This is a genomic window from Cryobacterium sp. MDB1-18-1 (assembly GCF_004402735.1).
Classification (GTDB): domain Bacteria; phylum Actinomycetota; class Actinomycetes; order Actinomycetales; family Microbacteriaceae; genus Cryobacterium; species Cryobacterium glucosi.
Genome location: NZ_SOFR01000064.1, coordinates 67450 through 93457, shown reverse-complemented (window position 1 = coordinate 93457; position 26008 = coordinate 67450). Strand labels below are relative to the sequence as shown.

Here is a 26008-nt window from a genome sequence, read left to right as displayed (position 1 = left end):
CGCCGCATCCCGCGCCAACCCCAGACTCACATTCAACTCCACCTGCCGCACCCGCAACCGATCAGCATCCCGCACCGCGAACAACAGGCGCACCGCACCAGCCATCACGGTCACGACGGCGGTGACGATCGAGAAGTACGACAGGGAGGTGAATTGATTCACCAGGGCAACCGCAAGGGCGCCGAGAGTGAATATCGAGGGAATCGCCAGTACGAACGCCGAATCCGACCCGACAGGCCTCGGGGTGCTCCGGGACCGCCAGGCCGCGGCCACGAGGAGCAGGGCGGCGAGCGGCCAGAGCGCGTTGACCGGCGCTCCCGGCAGATCGAGCCCGGGAAGGCCGGTCGCCTGGATGAGGTTGCCCAGGGCCATCAACGAGAATGCAGCTGTGCACAGCGCCCAGATCTGACTCGGGCGCCGGCCGAGGGCGGCGGCCGTGCCGACAAGGATGGCGACGAGCACGAGCGGGGCGACCGCGTAGACGAGGGAGATCAGGCTGTCGACGGTGATCTCGTCGGCAGCGCGATAGAAGAGCGCAGACGCGATCGACAGCAGACCCAGGCTTGCAATCACACCGTCGAGCCACACGGAGGCCGTTGACGGCGGCAGCCGCTTCCGCACCAGCAGGACCAGCCCGGCGAAGGCGAGCCCGAAGAAGGCTGCGTCGAGTGCGAAGGCGAACGCATCCAGCACGCCGGCGGCGTCATGGTCCGTTGCGGCCGCCGCCGTGCCGGCCGCGTCCGACAGCGCGACGGCGTACAGTGCGCCGGCAAGCGCTCCCCAGGCGGGGCGCTCGATCGGGCGCAGGACCACTCGAGCTCCGACCAGGGTCGCGGCTCCGAGTTCGAGCGCGATGTAGAACCAGCCGTCGAGCCACCCGGGGCGGCCGGGGCCGGTCACGAGGAACGTCGACGCGGCGTATGCGACGGTCCCGATGAGAATCGCCATGAACGAGACCCGGATCGATCCCGGCGCGTCGGGCAGGAGAGAAGCGACGCTGGCGGACCCGCGCTGTGCCACCTGAATCGACCTCTCGTCCGGGTCGTCGCCCCGGCGGCCGCCCGTGCATGCACTGGCCATCCTCAGCGCAGGTCCGGAGCAGGTGACGACGGACGTCAACTGCTACTTACAGTGCAGCATTGCATGCAATTTATCAACTGCGAGCGGCTCGACCCCGGGACTCCCCGCGTGAAGCGATCAGCCGTGCAGGTCCCGCACGACGGCGTCGAGGGCGTTCACCGTGAGTGAGACGGACTCGACGTCGATCCGCTCGTCGTTACCGTGGAAGAGCTGGCGGAACATTCCGTAGTCCCAGCGCCGGCTGAGCAGGGCGAAACCGTACGCGGGGATGCCGCGGCGGCGGTAGAACCGGGCGTCTGAGCCGCCGACGCTCAGCATCGGCAGCAGGTCGGCGTTCGGGTACGCCCGGCGGGCGGCCGCACCGAGGGCGTCGTAGAGCGGTGTGTCGATCGGAGAGCGGGTCGCGGCTTCGAACCCCTCGCCCTCGATCGTCACGTCGGCCATGAGCTCGCCGAGCGCCTCGCGGAGGTATGCGTCGACATCCGCCGCCGCGATGCCGGGCAGCACCCGGATGTCGAGGGTCACAGTCGCGAGGGCGGGAATGACGTTGTCCTTGTCACCGGCCCGCACGACGTTCGGCGAAACGGTCGTGTGGGTCGAGGCGTGCGCGAAGCCGGCGAGGGTGCCGAGTTCGTGCAGGGCGTCGATGATGCGCACGGGGTCGAGGAGCCGGGCGGCGAGCGCCGGGTCGAGGTCGAGCGCCGCGACGTAGCGGCGCCAGTCCGGGGTGATCTGCACGGGCGCGTGGTACCGGGAGAGCCGGTACACCGCATCCGCTGCGATGATGGCGGCGTTGCGGGCACCCCAGGGCGCCGAACCGTGCCCGGGGGTGCCGTGCACGACGAGGCGACGGCCGGCGAGGCCTTTCTCGCCGATCGTCGTGGAGATGGAGGGGGTGGGGCCGACGGGCACGCCGCCGGACTCGGTGAGGACGAAGTCGGCGTCGATCAGGTCGAGGCGGTTCTCGGTGAGCCACTCGACGCCCAGGCCGCTGCCGGCCTCCTCGTCGGCGACGGCCGCGAACACGAGGTCGCCCCGGGGTCGGAATGAACCGGTCGCGATGGCACGTGTGACGGCGGCGTAGCTCGCGGTGAGGCAGAGCATGTCGAGAGCGCCTCTGCCCCAGATCTCGCCGTCGACGATCTCCGCCGCGAACGGGTCGCGGCTCCAGCCGGCCTCGTGCACGGGGACGACGTCGAGGTGGCCGACGAGGGCGAGGGAGGGCGCGCCCGGGTCCGTTCCGTGGATGCGGGTGATCAGGGAGGCCCGGCCCGGGTGCGGTTCGACGACCTCGAGGTCGAGGCCGGAGCCGGCGAAGAAGCCCTCGAGGGTGCGCACACTGCGGATCTCGCCGCCGGAGTCCGCTGTGCCGTCGTTGACGCAGGCGTTGCGGATCAGGTCGCGCAGCAGGTCGACAGTGGCGCGGGTGAGCGCGTCGTCGGGGTGCGTGCTGCCCGGAATGATGCTGCCGGAAAGGGTGTCGTCTGCGATGGTGCGGTCCTTTCGACAGGTGCCCACACTCTACCCGAGCGGATGCCGGGCTCGGGTCGGCTCGGCTCAGCTCAGGCCGCGATACGACCGGCCGCTTCGATGGCCGCGAGCTGGCGCTCGAGGCTCTTCAGCAGCAGCGGGAGCTGGTCGGCTGGAGCGTCGGGGGCCTCAGGGTGCCACTGCACGCCGGTGATCGGCGCGAACTCGTGCTCGACGGCCTCGATGAGCCCGTCGGGGGCCACCGCTGCGGCGAGGAGGCCGGTGCCGAGGCGGTCGACGCTCTGGTGGTGCGCGCTCTGCACGGCGGCGAACGCGCCGCCGAGGCTGTCGGCGAGTACGGTACCCTCGAGCAGTTCGACGGTGTGTTCGCGGAGGATCCGGTCGATCGGCACGTCGACGTTGCGGTGGATGCCTTCGTCGATGTGCTGCACGATGCTGCCGCCGAGGGCGACGTTGATGATCTGGAGGCCGCGGCAGATGCCGAGCAGCGGGGTGCCGTGCTCGAGGGCGCGGCGCACGAGCGCAAGCTGGCCGTCGTCGGCGACCGGGAAATGCAGGGTTTCTTCCGGGTAACCGGAGACGCCGCCGTAGAAACGGGGAGTGATGTCTTCCCCGCCGAGGATGACGATCGCGTCGGCATCCGCTGTCGCGGTGAGCAGGGTGGCGATGGTCATGTCGGCCGCGGCGAGGCGGGTGACGGCCCAGCCGCCCTGTTCGGCTGCGGCCACGACGGTTCCGTTGAGGACCTGGACCTTGGCGTGGTACGCGGGGCGGTCCGGGCGGCTTCCGGTGACCTCGACGACCGCGAGGCGCGGGGCGGTGGTCTCGGCCATGCTGCCCTCCAGGCTGTTTCATCGTGTGCGGTGTTCCCAGTGTGGGCACTGCCGGCTCCGGACGCGAACGGGGCCGTCACAGTCCGCAACAGAAGGTTCGTAGACGGGCGGGTCTGGCCGTTCTATGCTCGCGGCAGGAGGGCACCGGGCACCCGCCCTCGCCTGCCATTCCCGCGCCGAAGGAGGCGAGTCCATGCGGTCACGACGCCTGCTGCTTCTGGGGGTCGTCCTCGCGGTCGTGGGCCTCGGGGCAGGGCCGGGGACTCCGGCATCCGCCGAGGATCCCCCGAGCTTCGGGTCGAGCCACGTGGTCGACAGGGTCGGCGCCCTCGGCTCCCGCACCGCGGAGGTGACCGCCGCCCTCGACCGGCTCTACGCGGAGACCCGCACCGACCTCTTCGTCGCCTACGTCGACAGCTTCACCGGAGTCTCCGACCGCCAGCAGTGGGCAGACCAGACCGCCGACGAGAACGGGCTCGGCACCAACGACGTGCTGCTCGCCGTCGCAACAAGCGACCGCCAGTACCAGCTCTCGGTCGCGCAGAATTCGAGCCTGACGGATGCGCAACTTCTGGAGGTCGAAACCGTCGCGATCGAACCGGCCCTGCGCGTGAACGACTGGGCCGGGGCGGCGATCGGCGCCGCGAACGGCTTCGCGGCGACGATCGGCGGCCAGCCGGTTCCAGCGCCCTCGCTCACCCCCGGTACCGCGAATCCCGGAGGAGGGGCCTCCGGGGGCGGCCTCCTCACGGTGATCCTCGTGGCGCTCGTCGTTTTCATCGCGATCGTCGCGGGGACGATCGTGTTCTTCGCTCGCAGACGGCGGGGCGCGGCGGTGGCTGCAGCCGGTGCAGCCGGTGCAGCGCCTCCCGTCGGAACCGGGCAGCCCGCCGCCCTCTCCACCGAAGAGCTCTCCCGGCGGGCGGCGACCGCCCTCGTCCAGACCGATGACGCCGTGACGTCGAGCGAGCAGGAGCTCGGCTTCGCCCTCGCCCAGTACGGTCAGGAGGCCACGGAGGCGTTCCGCACGGCCCTCGACTCCGCGAAGGCCGCGCTCCGGGCCGCGTTCACCCTCCAGCAGAAGCTCGACGACGCCGTCCCCGACACCGAGGAGCAGCGCAGGGACTGGTTCCTCGCCATCCTCGACGGCTGCGAGCAGGCCAACACGACCCTCGACGACCAGGCGGCGGACTTCGCCGCGCTGCGCCAGCTGGAGAAGAACGCTCCGGCCGCCGCGGCATCCGCTACCCACGATACCGACGCCGCCGAGACCAGGATCGCGCCCGCCGCCGCCCGTATCGCCGAACTCGCCGGCCGGTATACCGCGGCCGCACTCGGGACCGTCGCCGACAATACCGACCAGGCCAGGGAGCGCATCGCCTTCGCACGCACGGCACTGTCGGAGGCCGGCAAACGGATCGAGAGCGACCCGCCGGGAGCAGCCGTCGGGATCCGTGCGGCGGAGGAATCGGTCGACCAGGCCGGGCTGCTGCTCGATGCCGTCGACCGGCTCGGAACCGACCTGTCCGCGGCGGCGGACCGGGTCTCGGCCACACTCGCGGAGTTGCAGGGGGATCTCGCCGCGGCCCGCGCGCTGCCCGCCACCCCTGCCGGCGTCATCGCCGACACCGAACGCGCCGTCGCCGAGGTCTCCGCCCGGCTCGGCGCCGGACCGATCAACCCGCTCGAACTGCTCGGCCGGCTCGAGGCGACCAACGCGCGCATGGATGCCGCGCTGCAGGGGGTGCGGGACGCGGCCGCCCAGGCGCAGCGCACCGAGGCCGCACTCGACCAGGCCCTGCTCTCCGCGCACGGCCAGGTCTCGGCGGCGGACGACTTCATCACGGCCAGGCGCGGCGCCGTCGGTGCCGAGGCGCGCACCCGGCTCGCCGAAGCCGGACGTCTGCTCGCCCAGGCCGACGGCACCCGCGCGACCGACCCGGGCTCCGCTTTCACCGCCGCGCAGCGCTCCGGCTCGCTCGCCGCGGAGTCGATCACCCTGGCACGAGCGGATGTCGACGGTTTCGCGGGCGGGCCCGGCCCCGGTACCGGCCTCGGGCAGGGCGGAGGTCAAGGCGGCACCGGGTCAGGCACGCTCGGCGCCGTCCTCGGCGGGATCCTGATCAACTCGGTGCTCTCCGGCAACCGCGGTGGCGGTCTCTTCGGCGGCGGCACATTCGGCGGCGGCCCCTTAGGTGGTTCGCGCGGCCGGGGCGGTGGCGGCGGGTTCGGCCTGCCGGGCGGCTTCGGCGGTGCGGGCACCCGGTCCCGCCGCGGCGGGGGCGGGAGGTTCTGACTCACTTCACCCCATACAGCGGAAGCACACAGACACGCGCCACACTGGACCCGCCCGCAGAATCACTCGAAAGGACACTGTCATGACCAAGCAATCCATCTTCGGCCGCATCGCACAACTGGCCAAGGCGAACATCAACTCCCTGATCGACTCGGCAGAAGACCCGAAACTCATGCTCGACCAGATGGTGCGCGACTACAGCAACAGCATTTCGGATGCCGAGGGTGCCATCGCGGAGACGATCGGCAACCTGCGCCTCCTCGAGGACGACCACCGGGAGGACGTCGAGGCCGCGGCGGAGTGGGGCGGGAAGGCACTCGCCGCGAGCCGCAAGGCCGACGAGCTGCGCGCAGCGGGCAACGCCGTGGACGCCGACAAATTCGACAACCTCGCCAAGGTCGCGCTCGGCCGCCAGTTGCAGTCCGAGAAAGAGGCGAAGGCCGCCGAGCCGCAGATCGCCTCGCAGACCACCGTCGTCGAACAGCTCAAGACCGGTCTCAACGCGATGAAGGAGAAGCTCGGCCAGCTGTCCGCCAAGCGGGACGAGCTCATCGCCCGCTCGAAGACGGCCGCGGCGCAGACCAAGGTCATGGACGCCGTCAAGAGCATCGACATCATGGATCCCACGAGCGAGGTCAGCAGGTTCGAGGACAAGATCCGCCGCGAGGAGGCCAAGGTGCGCGGGGCGAACGAGCTCGCCGCGTCGAGCCTCGACGCCCAGTTCGAAAGCCTCGAAGACCTCGGCGAACTCACCGAGGTCGACGCCCGCCTGGCGGCGCTCAAGTCCTCCGGCGCGAGCGAGATCGAGAAGTAGCCCACGGCGCTAAACCGCCGAGAGGGCACACTTTTGAGTTCGGAGAACGTGCGCGATGCCCTCGCGCGCGACAAGCCGCGAGGCGCATACTGGAGTATGGCTCCCTCCTTCGTTGTCGTGCCGCAATGGCAGGGTTCGGTTTCTCCGCGCGCAATGCGCCTCAGCGATGGTGCGGAGGCGATCCGGGGTGATCTCCCGTCCTCCGCGACCGTCGAAGTCCCGGTTCCGGTCGAGGCCGGCGACGCGCAGGACACCGGCATCGACCGGTTCTCGAGCCTCGTTATGGTGCGCGAGCGCCTCACCCGTGCGCTGCGCGACTGCGTCACCCCCGTCCTCACGATCGGCGGCGAGTGCGGCGTCTCGCTCGCGGCCGTCGGCCACGCCTCGGCGCGGCATCCGGGCGGCCTTGCCGTGGTCTGGCTCGACGCCCACCCCGACCTGCACACCCCCGAATCATCGCCCTCCGCAGCTTTCGGCGGCATGGTGCTCCGGGCGATCGCCGGCGAGGGTGTCGACGGGCTCGTGCTCGGCGCGGACGAACGGGTGCCGTTCGACCGGATCGTGATCGCGGGAGCCCGCGACATCGACCCGGCCGAAGCCGAGCTCATCGGTGCGGCGGGCATCCGCAGCCTGTCGATCGAGGAGCTCGAGACGCCGGACGGCATTCTCGCCGCGGTCCGCGCGACGGGGGCGCCCGCGTTCTACCTCCACCTCGACCTCGACGTGCTCGACCCCTCCGTGCTGACCGGGCTCTCGAACCTCCTGCCCTTCGGACTGAGCGTCGAGACCCTCGGCCGCACGATCACTGCGCTCAGGGCCGAGTTCGAGCTCGCCGGTGCCACGATCGCGGGCTTCGCGCCCGCCTCCCCCGAGGCCGCGAACGACGACCTGCCGAGCATCCTCCGGATCATCGGCGCCCTCACCCGCTGACCCGCGCACCGCAACGTCGGAGATTTTCGCCACACGCCGTGAATCCGGGCAGCGGATGCCGCGGGTCGCGCACAACTCCGACGTTGCGTTGTCCTGCACCGCGGGCAACGCCCCGAAACCCACCAGCACCAGGAAGGCATCCGTGAGCGAGCAGCGCAGCACCGAACAGAGCCGAACAGAGCACGACCCCGGCGGGCAGGACCGCGCCCACCAGGAACTCCGGGTGCTGACCGAGCGGCGCGGGCACGTGCTCCTGATCGGGCTGAACCGGCCGGAGAAGCGCAACGCCGCCGACCTGCTGATGCTGCAGCAGCTGTCCCTTGCCTACGGCGAGCTCGATCGCGACCCCGGGCTCAGGGTCGGCCTCGTCTACGCCGTCGGCGAGCACTTCACGGCCGGCCTCGACCTCGCCGACATCGGCCCGCGCCTCGGCCCGGACGGCATCGACATGGTGCCGGACGGCGGGGTCAACCCCTGGCAGGTCGACGGCCGAGCGGTCTCGAAGCCGGTGGTGATGGCCGTGCAGGGCACCTGCCTCACACTCGGGATCGAGCTCATGCTCGCGAGCGAGATCTCGGTCGCTGCCGCCTCGACGCGGTTCGGGCAGATCGAGGTGGCCCGCGGCATCCTGCCGTTCGGCGGAGCCACGATCCGGTTCCCCCGCGCGGTCGGCTGGGGCAATGCGATGCGCTGGATCCTCACCGGTGACATGTTCGATGCCGCGGAGGCCCTGCGGATCGGGCTCGTGCAGGAGGTCGTCCCCGACGGCACCGAGTTCGACCGGGCGCTCGAGCTCGCCGGGCGGATCGCCGCCCAGGCCCCGCTCGCGGTGCAGGCGACCCTCGCGAGTGCGCGAGACGCCGTGCGACTCGGCGATGCCGTCGCGGAGGCCGGGCTGCAGCCGACCCTCGGCGTGCTCGCCGCGAGCGAGGATGCCCGGATCGGCATGGAAGCATTCCGCACCCGAACCGCGGCGGAATTCGTGGGGCGCTGAACCACGTGACTCATCGACGACAGGAGACACCATGAACGACCAGACCACGACCTACGACGTCATTGTGATCGGCGGCGGTGCCGTCGGAGAGAATGTCGCAGACCGCACCGTTCAGGGCGGGCTGAGCACGGTCATCGTCGAAAGCGAACTCGTCGGGGGCGAGTGCTCGTACTGGGCGTGCATGCCGTCCAAGGCCCTGCTGCGGAGCGGAACGGCACTCTCCGCCGCACGCCGGGTCGGCGGAGCCGCCGAGGCCGCGACCGGTGAGCTCGACGTCGCCGCCGTGCTGCGTCGCCGGGACTCGTTCACGAGCCACTGGGCGGACGACGGCCAGGTCGGCTGGCTCGACTCCGCGGGAATCGCCCTCGTCCGCGGGCATGCCCGCCTCAGCGGCGTGCGCGAGGTGACCGTCACCGGCACGAACGGGACGACGACCGTGCTCACGGCCCGACACGCCGTCGTGGTGAGCACCGGGTCCTCCGCCGTGCTGCCCGACATCCCAGGGATCGGCACCGTCGACCCCTGGACCAGCCGCGAGGCCACGAGCGTCCAGCACATCCCGGAGAGCCTCGCCATCATCGGCGGCGGTGTCACCGCGGCCGAAATGGCCACGGCGTACACGTCGCTCGGCGCCCGGGTCACGCTCATCGTGCGCCATTCCCTCCTCGGCAAGGAAGAACCGTTCGCCGGCGAACTCGTCATCGAGGCCCTGCGCGCGGCGGGAGCGACGGTCCTGACCGGCGAGGCTCCCGTTCTCGCGATGCGCTCTGCCGACGGCGACGTCGTACTCACCCTCGCGAGCGGTGGAACCGTCACCGCGACAGAGGTCCTCGTCGCGACGGGTCGCGCACCGCGCACCGACGACCTCGGGCTCGCGGCCGTCGGGCTTCCCGACGGCGGCTGGCTGACCGTAGACGACACCCTGCTTGTTCAGGGCGACGCGGCGGACCTCGCCGGCGACTGGCTGTACGCGACCGGCGATGTCACGCATCGGGCCCTCCTCACCCACCAGGGCAAGTACCAGGCGAGGGCGGCGGGCGACGTGATCGTCGCCCGCGCCTCCGGCCGGGCCGTCGACGACTCCCCCTGGGGCACCCACGTCGCCACCGCAGACCACTCCGCCGTCCCCCAGGTCACCTTCACCGATCCCGAGGTCGCCTCGGTCGGGCTCAGCCAGGCGGCGGCAGAGAAGGCCGGCCTCCGGATCCGGGTGCTCGACTATCCGATCGGAAGCGTCGCCGGAGCGAGCCTGCAGGCCGATGGCTACACCGGCATGGCCAGGGCCATCGTCGATCTCGACCGGGAAGTGCTCATCGGCGTCACGTTCGTGGGCCAGGATGTCGCGGAACTCCTGCACGCGGCGACCATCGCCGTCGTCGGCGAGGTACCGATCAGCCGGCTCTGGCACGCGGTCCCGGCCTACCCCACGATGAGCGAAGTCTGGCTGCGCCTGCTGGAGGCATACGGCAGGCCGTAGCGCGGCATCCGCTGCCCGCAGCCGGCGCTCACGGCGGCTGACAGCCGCTGACAGCGCGCGGCAGCGGGGCGACAGCGGGGCGACAGCGCGGGAATTGTCTACTGGTGTCCTACCCAGGAGGCACCATGACCGCAGCAATCGAAGCCCGCGGGCTCACCAAACGATTCGGCACGACCCAGGCACTCGCCGGAATCGACCTCACCGTCGAACCCGGCCGGGTGCTCGGCGTCCTCGGCCCCAACGGCGCGGGCAAGACCACCGCCGTGCGCATTCTCGCGACCCTGCTGAAGCCCGACGCCGGCACCGTCACGGTCGCCGGCTTCGACGTCGTCACTCACCCCGTCGACGTGCGCCGCCGGATCGGCCTGACCGGCCAGTACGCGAGCGTCGACGAGGACCTGCGCGGCGTCGAGAACCTCGTGATGATCGGGCGCCTCCTCGGGCTGTCCCGCTCCGATGCGAAGGCCCGCGCCGCCGAGCTCCTCGAGGAATTCGAGCTGACCGACGCCGGTGGCCGCCTCGCCAAGACCTATTCCGGCGGCATGCGCCGCCGCCTCGACCTCGCGGCCTCGCTGATCGGTCGTCCGAGCGTCGTCTTCCTCGACGAACCGACCACGGGCCTCGACCCCGCCAAGCGCGACGACGTCTGGGAGATGATCCGCACCCTCGTGCGCCAGGGCACGACCGTGCTGCTGACGACGCAGTACCTCGAAGAAGCGGATGCCCTCGCGAACGAGATCACCGTCATCGACCACGGTCTCGTCATCGCCCACGACACCCCGGAGGGCCTGAAGCGCCAGGTCGGCGGGCAGACCCTCGAGGTGCGGCCGACCGACGACCGGGACCTGGACCGCGTCACCGCCCTGCTCGCCTCCGTCGGCACCCGCGCCCCCGAGTTTCCAGCCCCGAGCCTCGTCTCGGTCCCCGTCGCCGGCGCGGATGCCCTCACCGCGACCGTCGCCCGGCTGCACGCCGAGAACATCGCCGTCACCGAGCTCTCGCTGCGGCTCCCGAGCCTCGACGAGGTCTTCTACTCCCTGACCGGTCACACGCCGGCAGTACCCTCCGCCCCCGGCCTCGTCACGGAAGGAGCCGCATCATGATCGTCCGCGACTCGCTGATCCTCGCCCAGCGCACCGTCACCAAGATGGTGCGGAACCCCGAGCAGTTCCTCGACGTCTCGGTGCAGCCGATCGTGATGACGGTGATCTTCGTGTTCATCTTCGGCGGCGCGATCGCCGGGACGAGCCAGGACTACCTCCAGTTCGCGCTTCCCGGCATCATCGTGCAGACGATCATGACCACGGCGATGACCATCGGCGTCAACCTCAACTCCGACCTGAAGAACGGGGTGTTCGACCGGTTCCGGTCCCTGCCGATCGCCCGGTCCGCCCCCCTCATGGGCGCCGTGACTGGCGACGTGGTGCGGCACAGCATCGCGATCGGCGTCACCCTCGCCTTCGGCGCGGCGATCGGCTTCCGCTTCCTGACCCCGTGGTACTCGGTTGTGACGGCCATCGTGCTCATGATCGTGTTCGCGATGAGCCTGTGCTGGACATCCGTGTTCATCGGCATGCTCGCCCGCAGCTCGGGCGCCGTGCAGGGTTTGTCGTTCCTGATCGTCTTTCCGCTCACCTTCGGCTCCTCGGCGTTCGTGCCCGCGGCGACCATGCCCGGCTGGCTCCAGGGCTGGGTCGCGATCAACCCGGTCACCCACGTCACCGACGCGATGCGCGGCCTCCTGGTCGGCAACTCGATCATGACCCCGGGCACAAGCGTCGGCGGCGAAGTCCTCTGGGTGCTGCTCTCCTGCGTCGTCCTCGTCGGCGTCTTCTTCCCCCTGGCGATGCGCGCATACCGCACGAAGCTCTAGCGCGATTCCCTCCCGCGCGCGGGGGCGGGATCAGCCGGCCGGGTCGATCAGGGCGCGGAGGGTCGCGAGGGCGTGCGGGCGCGAGGAGGGCGCCGGCGTCGCCCGGTCGATGCCGTGGGCGGCGGCGGCCTGTTCGATCGCGATCGCTCGCGGTTCGAGGCGGTCGTATGCCCCGATGATCGCCGAGGAGAGGTCGAGCGCCCGCACGGCCTCCTCGACCTGCCCGCGGGCGAGCGCGAGGCCGCCGAGACTCAGTGCGACCTGGCCGATCACGGGGTGGTCGAGGCTCGCGATCGCGGCATCGGCGGCCACGCGAATGGCCCGCTCCGCGGCATCCGCGTCGCCCTGAAGGAGCTCGAGCTCCGCGCGGCGCACCCCGATCATGGCGACGAGCTGGGCGGGCATGTTCGGCCAGCCGGACGCGAGGTCCTCGATCCTGGCGAGCCGGGCGCTCGCGGCTCCCGTGTCGCGGTCGTTCAGGTCGAGCACGAGTGCGGTGGCCTCGGCCTGGATCACGGTGAAGATATTGCCGGACTCCGCAGCCCCTGCGAGGAGTTCATCCGCGCGCTCCCGCGCCGCCGCGAGCCTGCCCTGCCGCAGCATGATCGACACGGCGAGCGCCTGCTGCTGGGCGAGGTCCCAGCTCGAGGTGATGCGGCTCATGTTCGCGGTCGATGCGTCCGTCACGTCGAGCGCCTCGTCCAGGCGCCCCTGCAGGCTGAACCACTCCGCGCGCATCTGCTGCGCGAGGGCGAGGCCCCAGAGGTCGCCGATCGCCTCGAACGCGCGCACGGCGTGGGCGGATGCCTCGCCGAGCTCGGCGATGTCGCCGCGGTTCTGCGCCGTGGCGGCCCGAATCACGTGCAGCATGGCCGCGGGCCAGGGATCAAGGCCGAGTTCCTCGCCGCTCGGGATCCGCACCCGCAGCATCCAGCCCTCCTCTCCGAACGAGGTCCGGAACGCGGACAGGAGCGGGAAGGCGAGCTGCATCAGTTCGCCGCCCCTCCCCGGCGGGTCCTGCGCCCACGCGTCGAACGCACGCCGTGCGGCCTCGGCGAGCGCCTCGGGGACGAGTGCCGAGTCACGAGCGGCATCGGGATTGGCCTCCTCTGCTGAGAAGGCCCGGACGACCGGCGTGAACAGCACAATGGCGCGTGCTTCATCGCTGTCGACCTCTGCGGCCAGTTCGCTCACCGCGCCGAGCCAGACGCCGAGCTCGTCCCTCCGCTCCCGGATCCCCCAGTACCACACGCAGGCGAGCGCGACCCGGACCGCGGGCTCGGCGAGACGCGCGCTCGTTGTGTACCGGAGCGCCGCAGTCACATTGTCGTCTTCGGCGTCGAACCACGCGATCGCCTCGCGGATCCGCGGCCCGCGCATCAGCGCATCGGCGGCCTCCGCCCGCACCGCGATGTATCCGGCCTGCGCCGCGCGCTCGGCCGCGAGGGTCCCGGCCTCCGCGAGCCGTTCGATGCCGTATTCGCGGATGGTCTCGAGCAGCCGGTAGCGTCCGCGTTCGCGGTGCAGCAGCGACTTGTCCACGAGGTTCTCGAAGACGGATGCCCCGACGAGCCCGGCCGTGGCGGCGACGTCGGCCGCATCCCGGGTGTCGATCCCGGCGGGGAACACCGCGAGCCGGCCGAGCGCCGTGCGTTCGTCCGCCGAGAGCAGGCTCCAGCTCCAGTCGATCAGGGCGCGGAGGGTCTGGTGCCGCGGCAGTGCCGTGCGGTACCCGCCGGTGAGGAGGGTGAAGCGATTGTCGAGGCCGTCGAGGACCTCGTCGAGGGTCATGGTGCGGAGCTTCGCCGCGGCAAGCTCGAGGGCGAGCGGCAGCCCGTCGAGGCGCGCGCAGATCCGGGCGGCGCCGGCCAGTTCCCCGGTAGCGAGGCCGGCGCCCCGCGCGGCGAGGGCCCGCTGGCCGAACAGCTCGAGAGCGGCGAACTCGCGCAGGCGCTCCGGCGACCCCGGCGTGTCCGGAGTGTCGATGGCGGCCTCGAGCTCTGACTCGCTCGGGTGCGGCAACGACCCGACGGTGACAAAGGACTCGCCGGGGATTCCGAGCGGCTCGCGACTCGTAGCGAGAATCGTCAGTGCGGGCAGCGCGCCGAGCAGGCTCTCCGCGAGCCGCGCGGCCGCGTCGATGACGTGCTCGCAATTGTCGAGCACGAGCACGACCGCGCGCCCGAGAAGCGCCTCGACGACCCGTTCGAGGCTGCCCACGGGCTCGACGGGCGCGTCCGAGGTGCGCAGTTCGCGCCCGGTGGCCGCGAGCACCGCGGCGAGCACCTCGCCCGGACCCACCGGGGCGAGCTCGACGAGCACGGCACCACGGATGCCCGCTGCCGTTTCGAGCGCGAGGCGCGTCTTCCCGATTCCCCCGGTTCCGACGATCGTGACCAGCCGGGACACGGCGAGCTGCTCCTCGATCGCCGCGAGTTCACGCTCCCGGCCGACGAGGCGGGTGAGGGACACCGGGATGCCGCGGGCCGCGGAGGGTGCGAAGGCCACGGAGGGTGCGCAGCCATCCGGGGCTGCGCCATCCAGGGCTGTGAGTTCGAGTGCCCTGGCCCGGTCGCGGGCGAGGTCGCGGAGGAACCAGTCGAAGTCCGGGGACGGGATCCAGGGTTCGCCAGCCCAGAGCGCGAGGGCCGCGAGCGCGGCGCGTCGGGCATCCGCCGGCAAGGCAGTCCCCGCCGCGGCAACCGCCTCGGCCACGAGGTCTTCGAAACGGAGTGCGTCGACATCGGACCTGGCGAGCAGGAGGCGGTAGCCGCCGACCGTCGACTCGATCACTCCGGGAGGGAGCTGGGCCCGGAGCCGGGAGACGATGGACTGGAGGGCGGCCCGCTGGTTCTCGGGCGCATCGCGGGACCAGACGTCCTCGGAGATCGCCCGGTAGCTCACCGCCGTTCCCGCATCGACGGCAAGCCGGAACAGCACGGCGAGCTGCATCGACCCCGTCACGGGAACCTGCCGTCCGTCGTGCTCGACACTCAGTCCGCCCAGCAGTCGAATTCGCACGGGGTTAACTCTAAGTGCCGGTCAGGCGGCATACGCTTGAGTGATGCTCCGGATCCTTTTCGATTCCCCCCTCAGCAGGGCCGGGTATCTCTATGCGACGGCCGTCGGGCTGGTCTGGGGAGGGCTCCTCAGCACCGGGCGCGTCGAGCGGCGCGGCGGCCTGATCTTCTTCCGTGGCCTGCCGAACTGGGCCTTCGGCCGCGGCGGGTCCTGCGTCGGCGGCTGCTACCTCACCCGGGACAACGTCTCCGACGCGATCCTCGAACACGAGGCCGTGCACAAACGGCAGTGGCAGCGCTACGGCATGCTGTTCCCGCTGTTCTACCGCGCGGCCGGCAGCAACCCGCTCACCAACCGTTTTGAAATCGAGGCCGGCCTGGAAAAGGGCGGCTACCTGACCAAGAGGAAGTCATGACCGACACGTCCGAAGCATCCGCACCGTCCGCTCGCACCATCATCATCACCGGGGGCAGCGACGGCATCGGCGCGGCCGCGGCCCGCGCGCTGAGCCGCACCGGCGCATCCGTCGTCATCGTGGGACGCTCGGCGGCCAAGACCGCCGCCGTCGCAGCACCGCTCGGCGCCGACTCGTTCACCGCCGACTTCGCCAGCCTCGACGAGGTGCGCGCTCTCGCCGCGACCCTCCTCGAGCGCTACCCGCGCATCGACGTGCTCGCCAACAACGCCGGCGGCATCATGGGCAAGCGGGTCCTCACCGTCGACGGCCACGAGAAGACCTTCCAGGTCAACCACCTCGCGCCGTTCCTGCTCACGACGCTCCTCACCGACCGGCTGCTGGAGAGCCACGCCCGGGTGATCAACACCGCGAGCGTGGCGAACAGCGTCTACGCCCGGTTCGACATCGACGACCTCGATGCGAGCGCGAAGTATTCACCCAACCGGGCTTACGGCAACGCCAAGCTCGCCAACATCCTCTTCACCCGCGAGCTGCACCACCGCTACCACGAGCAGGGCCTCACGACTGCGGCGTTCCACCCCGGCGTCGTCGCGACGAGTTTCTCGTCGAACTCGACGAGCGTGATGCGCTTCATCTACCAGACCCCGCTCAAGCGGATGCTGATCACACCGGAGCAGGGCGCAGACACCCTGGTCTGGCTCGCCACGGCTCCCCTGGACGAATGGATCTCCGGCGAGTACTACGACAAGCGCCTGGTCGCGAAGGCGAACAAGCTCGCCTACGACCCGGCGCTCGCCGCAGCCCTCTGGGAGCGCAGCGGGGCGATGGTGGCTGCGACCGCCCAGGCCGCACCCACCCTCGAATAGCCGCTACGGCATCCGCTCGCTTACTCCGAGTACCGCGTTACTCCGAGTATCGGGCGGATGCCTCTGCGAGCATGTCCGCCTCTGCCCACGTCGCGAGGTTCGCGCGCAGTGCAGCGCCGAGCGTGGCGTCGACGCTCGTCCAGTACCAGATCGCGCGTTCGGTGACCTCAGGGCGCTGCACGCCGCTGATCGCACCCGTGATGGTGTCGAGGAAGCGGGCCTTGGCCGCGTCGTCGAACACGTCGCGATAGAGCGTCCCGGCCTGGCCGAAGTCGCTGTCCTCGCTGCGCAGCACGGCGGCGGCACGGAGCAGCTCGCCGTCGTTCTCCCAGCTGCCCTCGCCCGCGAGCAGCGGGTCGGCCACCGGGCCGCCGAGCGAGTTCGGCGCGTAGTTCGGGGCCTCTGGAGCGTTGAAGTGGTGCCTGCCGGCGCCGTCCTGCGAGTAGTTGTTCACCGGGGCTGCGTGCGGGGCGTTGACGGGCAGCTCAGCGTAGTTCGTGCCGACCCGGTATCGCGCGGCATCCGGGTAGGAGAAGATGCGCGCCATCAGCATCTTGTCGGGGCTCGCCGCGATGCCGGGCACGAAGTTGGCCGGCGAGAACGCGGCCTGCTCGATTTCGGCGAAGAAGTTCTGCGGGTTGCGGTTGAGCGTGTGCACACCGACCTCGATGAGCGGGTAGTCGGCGTGCGGCCAGACCTTGGTCAGGTCGAAGGGGTTGAACCGGTAGGTCTTGGCGTCCTCGTACGGCATGATCTGCACCGAGACGGTCCAGGACGGGAAGTTGCCTGCCTCGATCGCGTCGTGCAGGTCGCGGCGGTAGTAGTCGGCGTCTGCGCCGGCGATGAGCTCGGCCTCAGAGCCCTCCATCTCGACGTTGCCCTGGTTGGAGGCGAAGTGATACTTGACCCAGAAGCGCTCGCCGGCGGCATTGATCCACTGGTAGGTGTGCGAGCCGAAGCCGGGCATCTCGCGCCAGGAGCGCGGCAGGCCGCGGTCGCCCATCAGGTAGGTGACCTGGTGCGCGGACTCCGGCGAGAGGGTCCAGAAGTCCCACTGCATCGTGGCATCGCGCAGGCCGGAGCCGGGCAGCCGCTTCTGGGAGTGGATGAAGTCGGGGAACTTGATGCCGTCTCGGATGAAGAACACCGGGGTGTTGTTGCCGACGATGTCGTAGTTGCCCTCCGTCGTGTAGAACTTGACCGAGAAGCCGCGCACGTCGCGCCAGGTGTCCGGACTGCCCTGCTCGCCGGCGACACTCGAGAATCGCTGCAGCGTCTCGGTGCTCGTGCCCGGCTGGAAGACCGCGGCGCGGGTGTACGCGGACACGTCGCCGGTGACCTCGAACACGCCGTGCGCTCCGCCGCCCTTGGCGTGCACGATCCGCTCCGGGATGCGCTCGCGGTTGAACTGCGCGAGCTTTTCGACCAGATAGCGGTCGTGCAGGGCCGCGACGCCGTCCGTCCCGACGGTGAGGGAATGCTCGTCGCTCGCGACGGGGGTTCCGGTCTGGGTGGTGGTCGGCTTGATCGGCCCGGTGTTCGACTCGCTGTTGGACTCGGTGGTCATGCTGCTCCTTTGTTCGACTACATGTGCACTGCGTAGGTCAGGGATGAGTGGGTGGATGGCCGGCCGGGAGATGGGGCTCTGCGCCCGCGGCCTGGCAGTCGGGGCAGAGCCCCCAGTAGGTGACCTCCGCGGCGTGCACGGCGAAACCGGCCGCGTCGCTCGGCTCGAGGCAGGGCGCCTCGCCGACGGCGCAGTCCACGTCCTGCACGGCGGCGCAGCGCGAGCAGATCACGTGGTGGTGGTTGTCGCCGACCCGGCGCTCGTAGAGCGCGGGAGACCCGGACGGTTCGATCCTGCGGGTGAGACCCGCCGAGGTGAAGGCCGCGAGCACGCCGTAGACCGCCTGCAGCGACGTTCCGGGCAACTCGGTCCGCACCACGGCGAAGAGCCGCTCGGCACTCGCGTGCGGGGAATCGTCGAGGGCCCGCAGCACGGCGAGGCGCGGCGCGGTGACCTTGAGTCCCGATCGGCGGATGCTGTCACCGAGCTGCCCTGGCTCGCCCGGCCGCGAGAATCCCGGGTTTTTGCTCGGCGTCCCGGTCGTCGTCATGCCCTCACGCTAACAGTTGTTTTGATTTCCTCAAAACAATTCACCGAATGTTCAGAAACGCCGGATGTTCAGGAAGCGGGGGTCAGGAGCGAGGGTCAGGAGCGGGGAGCGGTGTCGCCGTCACCATCGGCGCCGCCGGCGAGGGCGCCGCGGTAGACGTCGAGCACCCGCGACAGGAAGGCCGCGATGACCTCGCGCTCCTCCGCGGGGAGGTCACGGGTGACAGTGGCGACTCCCCCGATCACCGGCATGAGCGCTCCGACGGCCTTCTCCACCGATTTCGCTGCGGGCAGGACGACGACCTTCCGCCGGTCCGAGGTGTGCGCCTCGCGCCGGGCATGACCGAGTGCGACGAGCCGGTCGACCACAAGGGTGGTCGCGGCCGTCGAGATGTCGAGCCGCCGGGAGAGTTCGCTCGGCGTGAGCGAACCGGCCGTGATCAGGTGTTCCATTGCGGACAGGTCGGTCGGATTCACCGCGAGGGCCTGTCCGACCTGGCGCTCGAACGCCCGGGACAGCACCACGAATTCCCGCAGCTGGGTGCCGATCTCGCCGGAATAGGGCAGGCCGATGTCGTTGTCGCCGACAAGGGGTTGGACGGCGCCGGTCGGCGCACCGCTTGGTGCACCAGCCGGGAGCGGGGACTTGCGAGGCTCTGCCATGACCGCCATACTAGTCCTGACATTGCTAGGATGCTTAGCAATCAGGACTATTGGAGGAAAAGTGCTCGGGATTGTGCGCATCATCACGGGTCGGCGCACGGCCTGGGTCGTCCTCGTCGGCGCCGTCATCGCCGTCGGACTGCTGTTCGCACTGCTGCCGAAGAGCGCCGGGAACGACTTCCCGACGTCCGGGCTGCCCACGTCGAGCCAGGCTGCCAGGGTCGATGCCCTCCTCGCCGACTTCCCCTCGGCGAAGCAGACCTCCGCGATCGTCGTCTGGAACCGCGGTGGCGACACGACCGGCGCGGAGAGCGCGCTGACGGAGACGGACAAGGCCGCGATCACCGCGCAGGCCGCCGAACTCGGCGCACTGTCGACCGCCCCGCGGGCGACCACGCCCCGGTTCAGCGACGACGGGCTCGCGGCGATCAGCGTCGTGCCGCTCGAGGCCGCCGCCGTCAGCGCCGACGTCAAGGGCACGGCCGCGGACATCCGCTCGGCCGCCTCGAGCGACCTGCCCTCCGGCCTGAGTTCCTACGTGACCGGGCCGGTCGGGTTCCAGGCCGACATCTCCAACGCCTTCGCGGGCGCCGATTTCCGGCTGCTGCTCGTGACCGTGATCGTCGTCGCGGTACTGCTGATCATCACCTACCGCAGCCCCGTGCTCTGGATCGTGCCGCTCGTGGTCGTCGGACTGGCCGACGGGCTCGCCGGCGTCGTCGTGAGCGCCCTCGCCGGGCCGTTCGGCATCACCCTGGACGCAAGCGTTTCGGGCATCCAGTCCGTGCTCGTCTTCGGTGCGGGCACCAACTACGCACTGCTGCTCGTCGCCCGCTACCGCGAGGAACTGCTGCACACCGAGAGCAGGAACGAGGCGATGCGGATCGCCGTGCGGAGCGCAGGCCCCGCGATCGCCGCGAGCGGAGGGACCGTCGCGCTGAGCCTGCTGACCTTGCTCTTCGCCGAGCTCTCCGGCAACCGCGCGCTCGGTTTCGCCTGCGCGATCGGTGTCGTCATCGCGATCCTGTTCGCCCTGATCGTCCTTCCCGCCGCCCTCGTCGTCTGCGGCCGCGGGCTGTTCTGGCCGTTCGTGCCGCGCTACGACCCCGCGTCGCCCCGCGTGCACACCGGATTCTGGTCCCGGCTCGGCCGCGGCGTCGCCCGGCGCCCTGTGGCGATCATCGTCGCCTCCGCGCTCGGGCTCGGCGCCCTGAGTCTGGGACTGGTCGGGGCATCCGTCGGGCTCTCGCAGGCGGACCAGCTGCTCGGCAACCCGGAATCGGTGCAGGCGCAGGCGCAGGCCATCGTCGACGCCTCGTTCTCGTCGGGGCTCACGAGCCAGACCATCGTGCTCGCACCGGATGCCTCGGCGACAGAGGCCGCGAGCCTCGCCACAACGACAGCGGGCGTCGCAACGGTGCAGCCGGGCGAGAGCGCGAACGGGCGCACCCGGCTCAACCTGTCGCTTTCGAGCGAACCGGGCAGTGAGACGACCTTCGCCACCATCACCGCGCTGCGCACCGCATACGCGGATGCCGGCGGCGCGGTCGCGGATTCCCTCGTCGGCGGCACAGACGCGACGGCCCTCGACACCCGCACGAGTTCGCAGCGCGACCAGGACCTGATCCTGCCGATGATCCTCGCGATCGTCTTCGGCATCCTCGCCCTGCTGCTCCGCTCCCTCGTCGCGCCGGTCCTGCTGATCCTGAGCGTGCTCGCGACGTTCTTCGCGAGCCTCGGCGCTTCCAACCTGATCTTCCAGAACCTGCTCGGCTTCCCGGCTTTCAATACGAACGTCGTGCTGTTCGCGTTCCTGTTCCTCGTCGCGCTCGGGGTGGACTACAACATCTTCCTCACGACGAGGGCGCGGGAGGAGGCCCGGCTGCACGGCACCCGGGAGGGCATGGTGCGCGCCCTCTCCTCGACCGGAGCGGTGATCACGAGCGCCGGCATCCTGATCGCAGCGGTCTTCGTCGTGCTCGGGGTACTCCCGGTCGTCGCGCTCGCTCAGATCGGCGTGATCGTCTGCCTCGGCGTGCTGCTCGACACCCTGCTCGTCCGCACCCTCGTGGTTCCCGCGCTCGTGTTCCTCACCGGCGACCGGTTCTGGTGGCCGTCGCACCCGGCACTCCGCGAGTAGCGGGGCACCGAGCCCCGGCAGACCTCGCGAGTACAGTGTCCGCATGACTGCGGTGCTCGAGCGGATGCTGCCGGCGTGGCTCGTTCGGCATCCGCTGCGGTCGGGCTGGGCCTGGCTGGCCCTCTGGGGTGTCGTGGTCGCCTCCGACGCCCTCTCGCCCTGGGTTCCCGGTCCCGGCTGGTACGCGGTCGTGCTGCTCGCCGCGCTGCCGGCCCTCGCGGCGACAGTGTGGCTGCTCGCGGCCACACCGCGCGACCACCTTCCGCCCGCGAACGACTCGGTGCTCGGCCATTTCTTCGTGCGATTCCTCGCGCTGTGTGCGGCATTCCTGGTCTGGGGGGTGTCCGTGGTCGCGAGTTCGTCGATCTCGACAGCGATCCAGGCCGCGGCCGACGACAATGACGCCGAGGTGACCGGGCTCGGCTTCACGCTCATGCTCGCGGCGATCCCGGTGGTACTGCTCGTACTGTGGATGGCCTTCGTCGTTCGGTGCAGCTGGTTCCTGCGGCGGTTGCGCGGCTGGCGCGAACTGCCGGAGGCGCACGCGGTTCCGGAGGACTTCCTGCGGACCAGCCCGCGCTTACGATCCACGATCGTGGGGCTCGCCCACCCTGGGCTGCTCCTCGCCGGCGGGCTCGGGGCATCCGTGCTCGCCGTGCTTCTCGGCGGACCCGAGTTCACGCTGCATCTCACGCCCTGACCCGCGCCCCCGGACGGGGCAGTGCTGCTCAGCGGGCGAGCGGGCCGCCGACCTTGGTCAGCAGCGTCTGGAACGCGCGGGGTGCCGCGCGGAGCTCCGAGCGGGCCGTGAGCGCACCGGCGGCGTGGAAGGCCTGGGCGACGTTGATGATCTCGTACTGCACGAGCGAACCCTCCTCCTCCGCGAGCACGCGGTACTCGCCTCGGTACCACCAGTCCCCCTGCACCACGATCAGGCGCTCGGCGGGATCGGCCCGGAAATGCCGGTTGATCGTGGCGACCCCCTCGCTCGGTGCGGGCATCAGCGCCGCGAGCAGCCGCACGAACACGGTCTCCGGCGGCGCTTCGAGGTGCCCAGCGAAGGACCGCAGCACGGTGTGTCGAGGCGGCAGCTCGAACGAGACCTCCGGATCGGTCACGGGTTACTTCAGGCTCTTCTGGAGCAGCACGGTTCCGAGCCAGCGGTCGAACTTGAAGCCGACCTTGCCCATCCGGCCGATCTCCTTGAACCCGAAGTCGAGGTGCAGCTTGATCGACGCGTCGGCGCCCTGGTCGGCGATCACGGCGATGATCTCCTTGAGGCCCGCATCCTTGGAGCGCGTGATGAGCTCGCCGAGCAGCACCCGGCCGAGTCCCTTGCCTGTCGAGGCCGCTCCGAGGTAGATCGAGTTCTCGACGGTGAACCGGAACGCGCGCTTCTCTTTCCACGGCGTCACGAGCGCGTAGCCGAGGATCTGACCGGCGGGCGACACGGCCACGATGAAGGGCATGCCGAGCTTGCCGAGGTAGTAGAACTTACTGCGCCAGGCGGCGAGGGTCATCGGGTCGACGTCGAAGGTGACCGTGCTGTTGGCGACGTAGTAGTTGTAGATCTCGCGGATGTACGGCAGGTCGGTGATCAGCGCGTCCCGCATCGAGTACTCGAACGGAGCCTCGGTCTCCGGCGCCGGGCGCAGGTGCCTGGGCAACTGCCGGCGCGGCTGGTATTCCTCTTCAAGCATGGCTGGCTCCTCCCACGGACTTCCAGATTACCCGAGTGTCCAGTCGACGGGCGCTGCGCCCTGCTCGGCGAGGAGCGCGTTCGCGCGGCTGAAGGGCCTCGACCCGAAAAAGCCCCGCCGCGCGGACAGCGGGCTCGGATGCGCCGACTCGATCACCGGGGTGTTGCCGAGCAACGGCCGCAGCCTCGCGGCGTCCTTCCCCCAGAGGATCGCGACGAGGGGCGTGCCGCGGGCGACGAGGGTACGGATGGCCTGGTCCGTGACGGCCTCCCAGCCGTGCCCGCGGTGCGAACCCGGCTCGCCGGCGCGCACGGTGAGCACCCGGTTGAGCAGCAGCACTCCCTGGGCCGACCAGGCCGAGAGGTCTCCGGTGCGCAGGGTCACCCCGACGTCCGACTGGAGCTCGGCACCGATGTTCACGAGGCTCCGCGGCAAGGGCCGCACGGCGGGATCGACCGCGAAGGCGAGGCCGAGCGGATGCCCCGGCGTCGGATACGGGTCCTGGCCGACCAGGAGCACGCGTACCGCCCGGAACGGTTCGCGGAAGGCGCGCAGCACGGTCGCCGGCGCCGGCAGCCAGGGTCGCCCGGCGGCCGACTCGGCGTCGAGGAAACCGGTCGCCTGGGCCAGCGCGCCCGCCGCGGGGGCGAGGGCCGCTGCCCAGCCAGGGTCAACCGATGACGGGTCGACCGATGACGGGTCGATCGACGACGGGTCGATCACGGCCTAGGCGCCGAAGGTGCTGACGAGCACGCCGTTCTCGGACTGGCTGACCCGCCAGACGCTGCCGGAGCCGACGACACGGAGGGCGCCCTCCCCGACGATGAGCGCGGTGTTCTCGTCGACAGCGAGGCCGCCGTCGATGAGGCCGGCTTCCGTTGCGGCGATGAGGCGGGACAGGGTTCCCCACTGGGCGGCGTGCACGTCGACGGTGACGTCGAGCAGGCCGATGCCGGGCTGGATGGTGAGTTCGTCGAGGCCTTCAGAGGCTGCTTCCGCGCTGACCTCGACCTCGCCCAGGCGCCAGCCGCCGACGAGGGCACGCTCTGCGGCGATCATGGCACCGGCGGAGTAGCCGAGGTACGGCACGCCGGCGGACACCTGGCGGCGGATCTCGCCTGCGATCGGGGTGAGTGCGGCAAGGTAGGCGGGCGTGAGCCCACCGCCGACGATGATGCCGTCGACGTCCGCGATCGCGGGCAGGGTCGCCGCGTCGCTCAGTGCGAGTTCGGTGATCTTCGCCTCGAAGACCCCGGCCGCACCGAGCGCCTCGGCGAGCTTCGCGGCGTGCTGGGCGGCGTCGTCAACAGCGTCGTCAACAGCAGCGGTGCCGGGCGCACGCACCGCGATGATCGCGATCCGGGGTTCGTCGCGACCGGCCGCCGTGGCACGCACGGTCGCCTCGGCGAGGAACGGACCGAACACGGCCGCGCTGTGTTCGGCGGCCCAGCCGCCGCCGACGAGGTGGATGCTCATGCGACGACGCCCGCAACGGCAGGCGCGACGACGACATTCTCCACTGCGGAGGGGGCGACGACGGTCGCGACGATGGGGGCGAGCAGGGCCGTCACTTCAGGCGCGTCGACGATCGGCAGCGCCGACCACGGGAACACGATCCAGTCGTCGGTCTCGCGCCAGGTGTAGTCCGGGACGAGGACCGTGCGCGGCTTGGTGTACAGGGTCGCGCAGCGCACCTCGGCCGCCGACTCCCGCAACATCGCGAGCACGAGCGCGAGGGTGCGCCCCGAGTCGGAGACGTCGTCGACGAGCAGCACGCTGAGTCCGGCAAGTGCCGGCGCGTCGAGCATCGGACCGGAGAGCACCGGCTCGGGCAGGCGTTCGTCGACCCCGGTGTAGAACTGCACGTTGATGCTGCCGCAGTTCTTCGTGCCGAGCGCGTACGACATCGCGCCCGCGAGCAGCAGGCCGCCGCGCGCGATCGCGATCACGACGTCCGGGTGGAATCCGCTCGACAGCACGTCGACGGCCAGTTGCCGCGAGGCAGCGGCGAAGTCCTCCCAGCCGAGGATTTCCCGCTGGATGCCGGTCGTGTCAGTTGCTGAGTCGTCTGCTTCGAATGCCATTGTCCAATGGTAGGTCACCGGCCGGTTGGAGGTCGGGTTCCGGTTCAGCGGCGAGGTGCCGTTCCGGGTGCCCGTCGTAGAGCGAGAGCGGCCGGATCAGGGAGTTCGAAGCGGTCTGTTCGATGATGTGCGCGGTCCAGCCGGCGATCCGGGAGGCCACGAAGAGGGGCGTGAAGGTCAGGGTGTCGAAGCCCATCAGGTAGTACGCCGGTCCCGACGGGTAGTCGAGGTTCGGCAGGATGCCGGTGCGCTCCTTCATCCCCGCCGCGAGGCGCTCGTAGAGCTCGATCAGGTCCGGGCGCTGGTAGTGCTCGACCAGGGTGAGCAGCGCGGTCTTCATCGTCGGCACCCGGGAGTCGCCGTGCTTGTAGACGCGGTGCCCGAAACCCATCACCTTGTGATGCGCGTCGAGGGTCTCCTTGAGCCAGGCATCCGCTCGTTCGCCGGAGCCTTCGCCGAGGCCGATCTGCTCGAACGTGTGCATCACGGCTTCGTTGGCGCCGCCGTGCAGCGCACCCTTGAGGGCGCCGACCGCCCCGGTGATCGCCGAGTGCAGGTCGCTCATCGTGGACGTGATCACGCGCGCGGTGAAGGTGGATGCGTTGAAGGAGTGGTCGGCGTACATGATCATCGACACGTCGAAGGCCTCGACGACGACGAGTTCCGGCACCTCGCCGAAGGTCATGAACAGGAAGTTCGCCGAGTAGCCGAGGTCGTCGCGCGGTTCGATCGGCTCGAGCCCGTGGCGGCGGCGCTGGTCGTAGGCGACGATCGCGGGCATCTGGGACCAGAGCCGCAGGCCCTTGGCCTTGTTCGCCTCCGGGGAGGCGTCGTCGACCTGCGGGTCGAAGGCGCCGATCAGGCTCACGGCGGTCCGCACGACGTCCATCGGGTGCGCGGTCAGGGGAAGCTCGTCGATCACGCGGCGCACGGCGGGCTGGAGGTGGCGGAGGGACCGCTCCTCGTCTTCGAACGCGGCGAGCTCGTCGGGCGTCGGGAGTTCGCCGTTCCAGAGCAGGTAGGTGACCTCCTCGAAGCTCTTCTGCGCGGCGAGTTCCTGCACCGGGTAGCCCCGGTAGAGCAGGGAGTTCGACAGGTCGTTGACCTTCGAGACGCGGGTGCGGTCGACCACGATTCCGGCGAGGCCCTTGTAGACCGTCGGTTCGGTGACGGCTGGTTCGTTCTGACTCATGTCGCTCCTTCGCGTGCGGT

24 protein-coding genes are annotated in these 26008 nt (G+C 70.6%); 11 read left to right on the top strand and 13 right to left on the bottom strand.

Features of this window, described 5'->3' with window-relative positions; genetic code table 11:
* The 3 genes from E3O50_RS15475 to E3O50_RS15465 all read right to left on the bottom strand — a co-directional run.
* A partial coding sequence (locus E3O50_RS15475) for a hypothetical protein (RefSeq protein ID WP_134560661.1) occupies positions 1-948 on the bottom strand: 948 nt, incomplete at its 3' end.
* Between the two features lie 249 nt (positions 949-1197).
* Positions 1198-2598, bottom strand: a complete 1401-nt coding sequence (locus E3O50_RS15470; RefSeq protein WP_198413418.1) for a M20/M25/M40 family metallo-hydrolase — start codon at positions 2596-2598, stop codon at positions 1198-1200.
* Between the two features lie 44 nt (positions 2599-2642).
* Positions 2643-3404, bottom strand: coding sequence for a gamma-glutamyl-gamma-aminobutyrate hydrolase family protein (locus tag E3O50_RS15465; protein ID WP_134449817.1), 762 nt, complete (start codon positions 3402-3404; stop codon positions 2643-2645).
* Positions 3405-3597: 193 nt separating this feature from the next.
* On the opposite strand from E3O50_RS15465, the gene E3O50_RS19850 reads away from it, so the two are divergent.
* The 7 genes from E3O50_RS19850 to E3O50_RS15430 all read left to right on the top strand — a co-directional run bounded on the left by E3O50_RS19850 (position 3598) and on the right by E3O50_RS15430 (position 11788).
* On the top strand, positions 3598-5700 hold the full coding sequence (locus E3O50_RS19850; protein WP_134560659.1) for a TPM domain-containing protein: 2103 nt from the start codon (positions 3598-3600) through the stop codon (positions 5698-5700).
* An 82-nt stretch (positions 5701-5782) separates the two neighbouring features.
* Complete coding sequence (locus E3O50_RS15455; protein ID WP_134449815.1) at positions 5783-6514, top strand: PspA/IM30 family protein; 732 nt, start codon at positions 5783-5785, stop codon at positions 6512-6514.
* Positions 6515-6610: 96 nt separating this feature from the next.
* On the top strand, positions 6611-7444 hold the full coding sequence (locus E3O50_RS15450) for an arginase family protein (RefSeq protein ID WP_134560668.1): 834 nt from the start codon (positions 6611-6613) through the stop codon (positions 7442-7444).
* A 142-nt stretch (positions 7445-7586) separates the two neighbouring features.
* The gene (locus E3O50_RS15445) at positions 7587-8438 is read left to right on the top strand and encodes a crotonase/enoyl-CoA hydratase family protein (RefSeq protein WP_277612980.1); all 852 of its coding nucleotides are present in this window, start codon (positions 7587-7589) and stop codon (positions 8436-8438) included.
* Between the two features lie 31 nt (positions 8439-8469).
* A complete protein-coding gene (locus E3O50_RS15440) occupies positions 8470-9915 on the top strand; it encodes an NAD(P)/FAD-dependent oxidoreductase (RefSeq protein WP_134560655.1) in 1446 nt (481 codons plus the stop codon).
* Positions 9916-10040: 125 nt separating this feature from the next.
* Entirely contained in the window at positions 10041-11018 is a 978-nt protein-coding gene (locus tag E3O50_RS15435; RefSeq protein WP_134560653.1) for an ATP-binding cassette domain-containing protein, read from the top strand.
* Positions 11015-11788, top strand: a complete 774-nt coding sequence (locus E3O50_RS15430) for an ABC transporter permease (protein ID WP_134560651.1) — start codon at positions 11015-11017, stop codon at positions 11786-11788. The genes E3O50_RS15435 and E3O50_RS15430 overlap by 4 nt, the downstream gene beginning before the upstream one ends.
* 30 nt (positions 11789-11818) lie before the next feature.
* Here the strand turns inward: E3O50_RS15430 and E3O50_RS15425 are convergent, their stop codons facing one another.
* Positions 11819-14809, bottom strand: a complete 2991-nt coding sequence (locus E3O50_RS15425) for a hypothetical protein (RefSeq protein WP_134560649.1) — start codon at positions 14807-14809, stop codon at positions 11819-11821.
* Positions 14810-14852: 43 nt separating this feature from the next.
* Between E3O50_RS15425 and E3O50_RS15420 the strand changes: the two genes are divergently transcribed.
* Entirely contained in the window at positions 14853-15224 is a 372-nt protein-coding gene (locus E3O50_RS15420) for a Fe-S oxidoreductase (RefSeq protein ID WP_134560647.1), read from the top strand.
* Positions 15221-16093, top strand: a complete 873-nt coding sequence (locus tag E3O50_RS15415; protein WP_134560645.1) for an SDR family NAD(P)-dependent oxidoreductase — start codon at positions 15221-15223, stop codon at positions 16091-16093. The genes E3O50_RS15420 and E3O50_RS15415 overlap by 4 nt, the downstream gene beginning before the upstream one ends.
* A 37-nt stretch (positions 16094-16130) precedes the next feature.
* Here the strand turns inward: E3O50_RS15415 and E3O50_RS15410 are convergent, their stop codons facing one another.
* The 3 genes from E3O50_RS15410 to E3O50_RS15400 all read right to left on the bottom strand — a co-directional run bounded on the left by E3O50_RS15410 (position 16131) and on the right by E3O50_RS15400 (position 18872).
* Positions 16131-17660: a catalase gene (locus E3O50_RS15410; RefSeq protein ID WP_134560643.1), complete on the bottom strand. Its 1530-nt coding sequence runs from the start codon at positions 17658-17660 to the stop codon at positions 16131-16133.
* Positions 17661-17697: 37 nt separating this feature from the next.
* Entirely contained in the window at positions 17698-18210 is a 513-nt protein-coding gene (locus E3O50_RS15405) for a Fur family transcriptional regulator (protein WP_134449805.1), read from the bottom strand.
* Positions 18211-18305: 95 nt separating this feature from the next.
* The gene (locus E3O50_RS15400; RefSeq protein ID WP_134449804.1) at positions 18306-18872 is read right to left on the bottom strand and encodes a MarR family transcriptional regulator; all 567 of its coding nucleotides are present in this window, start codon (positions 18870-18872) and stop codon (positions 18306-18308) included.
* A 61-nt stretch (positions 18873-18933) separates the two neighbouring features.
* On the opposite strand from E3O50_RS15400, the gene E3O50_RS15395 reads away from it, so the two are divergent.
* Together E3O50_RS15395 and E3O50_RS15390 are read left to right on the top strand one after the other, a co-directional pair.
* Positions 18934-21012, top strand: a complete 2079-nt coding sequence (locus E3O50_RS15395) for an MMPL family transporter (RefSeq protein ID WP_134560641.1) — start codon at positions 18934-18936, stop codon at positions 21010-21012.
* A gap of 43 nt (positions 21013-21055) precedes the next feature.
* On the top strand, positions 21056-21712 hold the full coding sequence (locus E3O50_RS15390; protein WP_134560639.1) for a hypothetical protein: 657 nt from the start codon (positions 21056-21058) through the stop codon (positions 21710-21712).
* 28 nt (positions 21713-21740) lie between these two features.
* Here E3O50_RS15390 and E3O50_RS15385 read toward each other — a convergent pair whose 3' ends face one another.
* From E3O50_RS15385 to E3O50_RS15360, 6 genes are read right to left on the bottom strand one after another with little or no spacing between them, the layout of a single operon-like run.
* Positions 21741-22130 carry a hypothetical protein gene (locus E3O50_RS15385; protein WP_134449801.1) on the bottom strand — a complete coding sequence of 130 codons (390 nt, stop codon included), beginning with the start codon at positions 22128-22130 and terminating at the stop codon, positions 21741-21743.
* A 3-nt stretch (positions 22131-22133) separates the two neighbouring features.
* The gene (locus tag E3O50_RS15380; protein ID WP_134449800.1) at positions 22134-22712 is read right to left on the bottom strand and encodes a GNAT family N-acetyltransferase; all 579 of its coding nucleotides are present in this window, start codon (positions 22710-22712) and stop codon (positions 22134-22136) included.
* 27 nt (positions 22713-22739) lie between these two features.
* The gene (locus E3O50_RS15375; RefSeq protein WP_134560638.1) at positions 22740-23435 is read right to left on the bottom strand and encodes a uracil-DNA glycosylase; all 696 of its coding nucleotides are present in this window, start codon (positions 23433-23435) and stop codon (positions 22740-22742) included.
* Positions 23436-23438: 3 nt separating this feature from the next.
* Entirely contained in the window at positions 23439-24188 is a 750-nt protein-coding gene (locus E3O50_RS15370; protein ID WP_134560636.1) for a Type 1 glutamine amidotransferase-like domain-containing protein, read from the bottom strand.
* On the bottom strand, positions 24185-24796 hold the full coding sequence (locus E3O50_RS15365) for a phosphoribosyltransferase (protein WP_134449797.1): 612 nt from the start codon (positions 24794-24796) through the stop codon (positions 24185-24187). The genes E3O50_RS15370 and E3O50_RS15365 overlap by 4 nt, the downstream gene beginning before the upstream one ends.
* A complete protein-coding gene (locus E3O50_RS15360; protein WP_134449796.1) occupies positions 24765-25988 on the bottom strand; it encodes a bifunctional 2-methylcitrate synthase/citrate synthase in 1224 nt (407 codons plus the stop codon). The genes E3O50_RS15365 and E3O50_RS15360 overlap by 32 nt, the downstream gene beginning before the upstream one ends.
* Positions 25989-26008 lie beyond the last annotated feature (20 nt).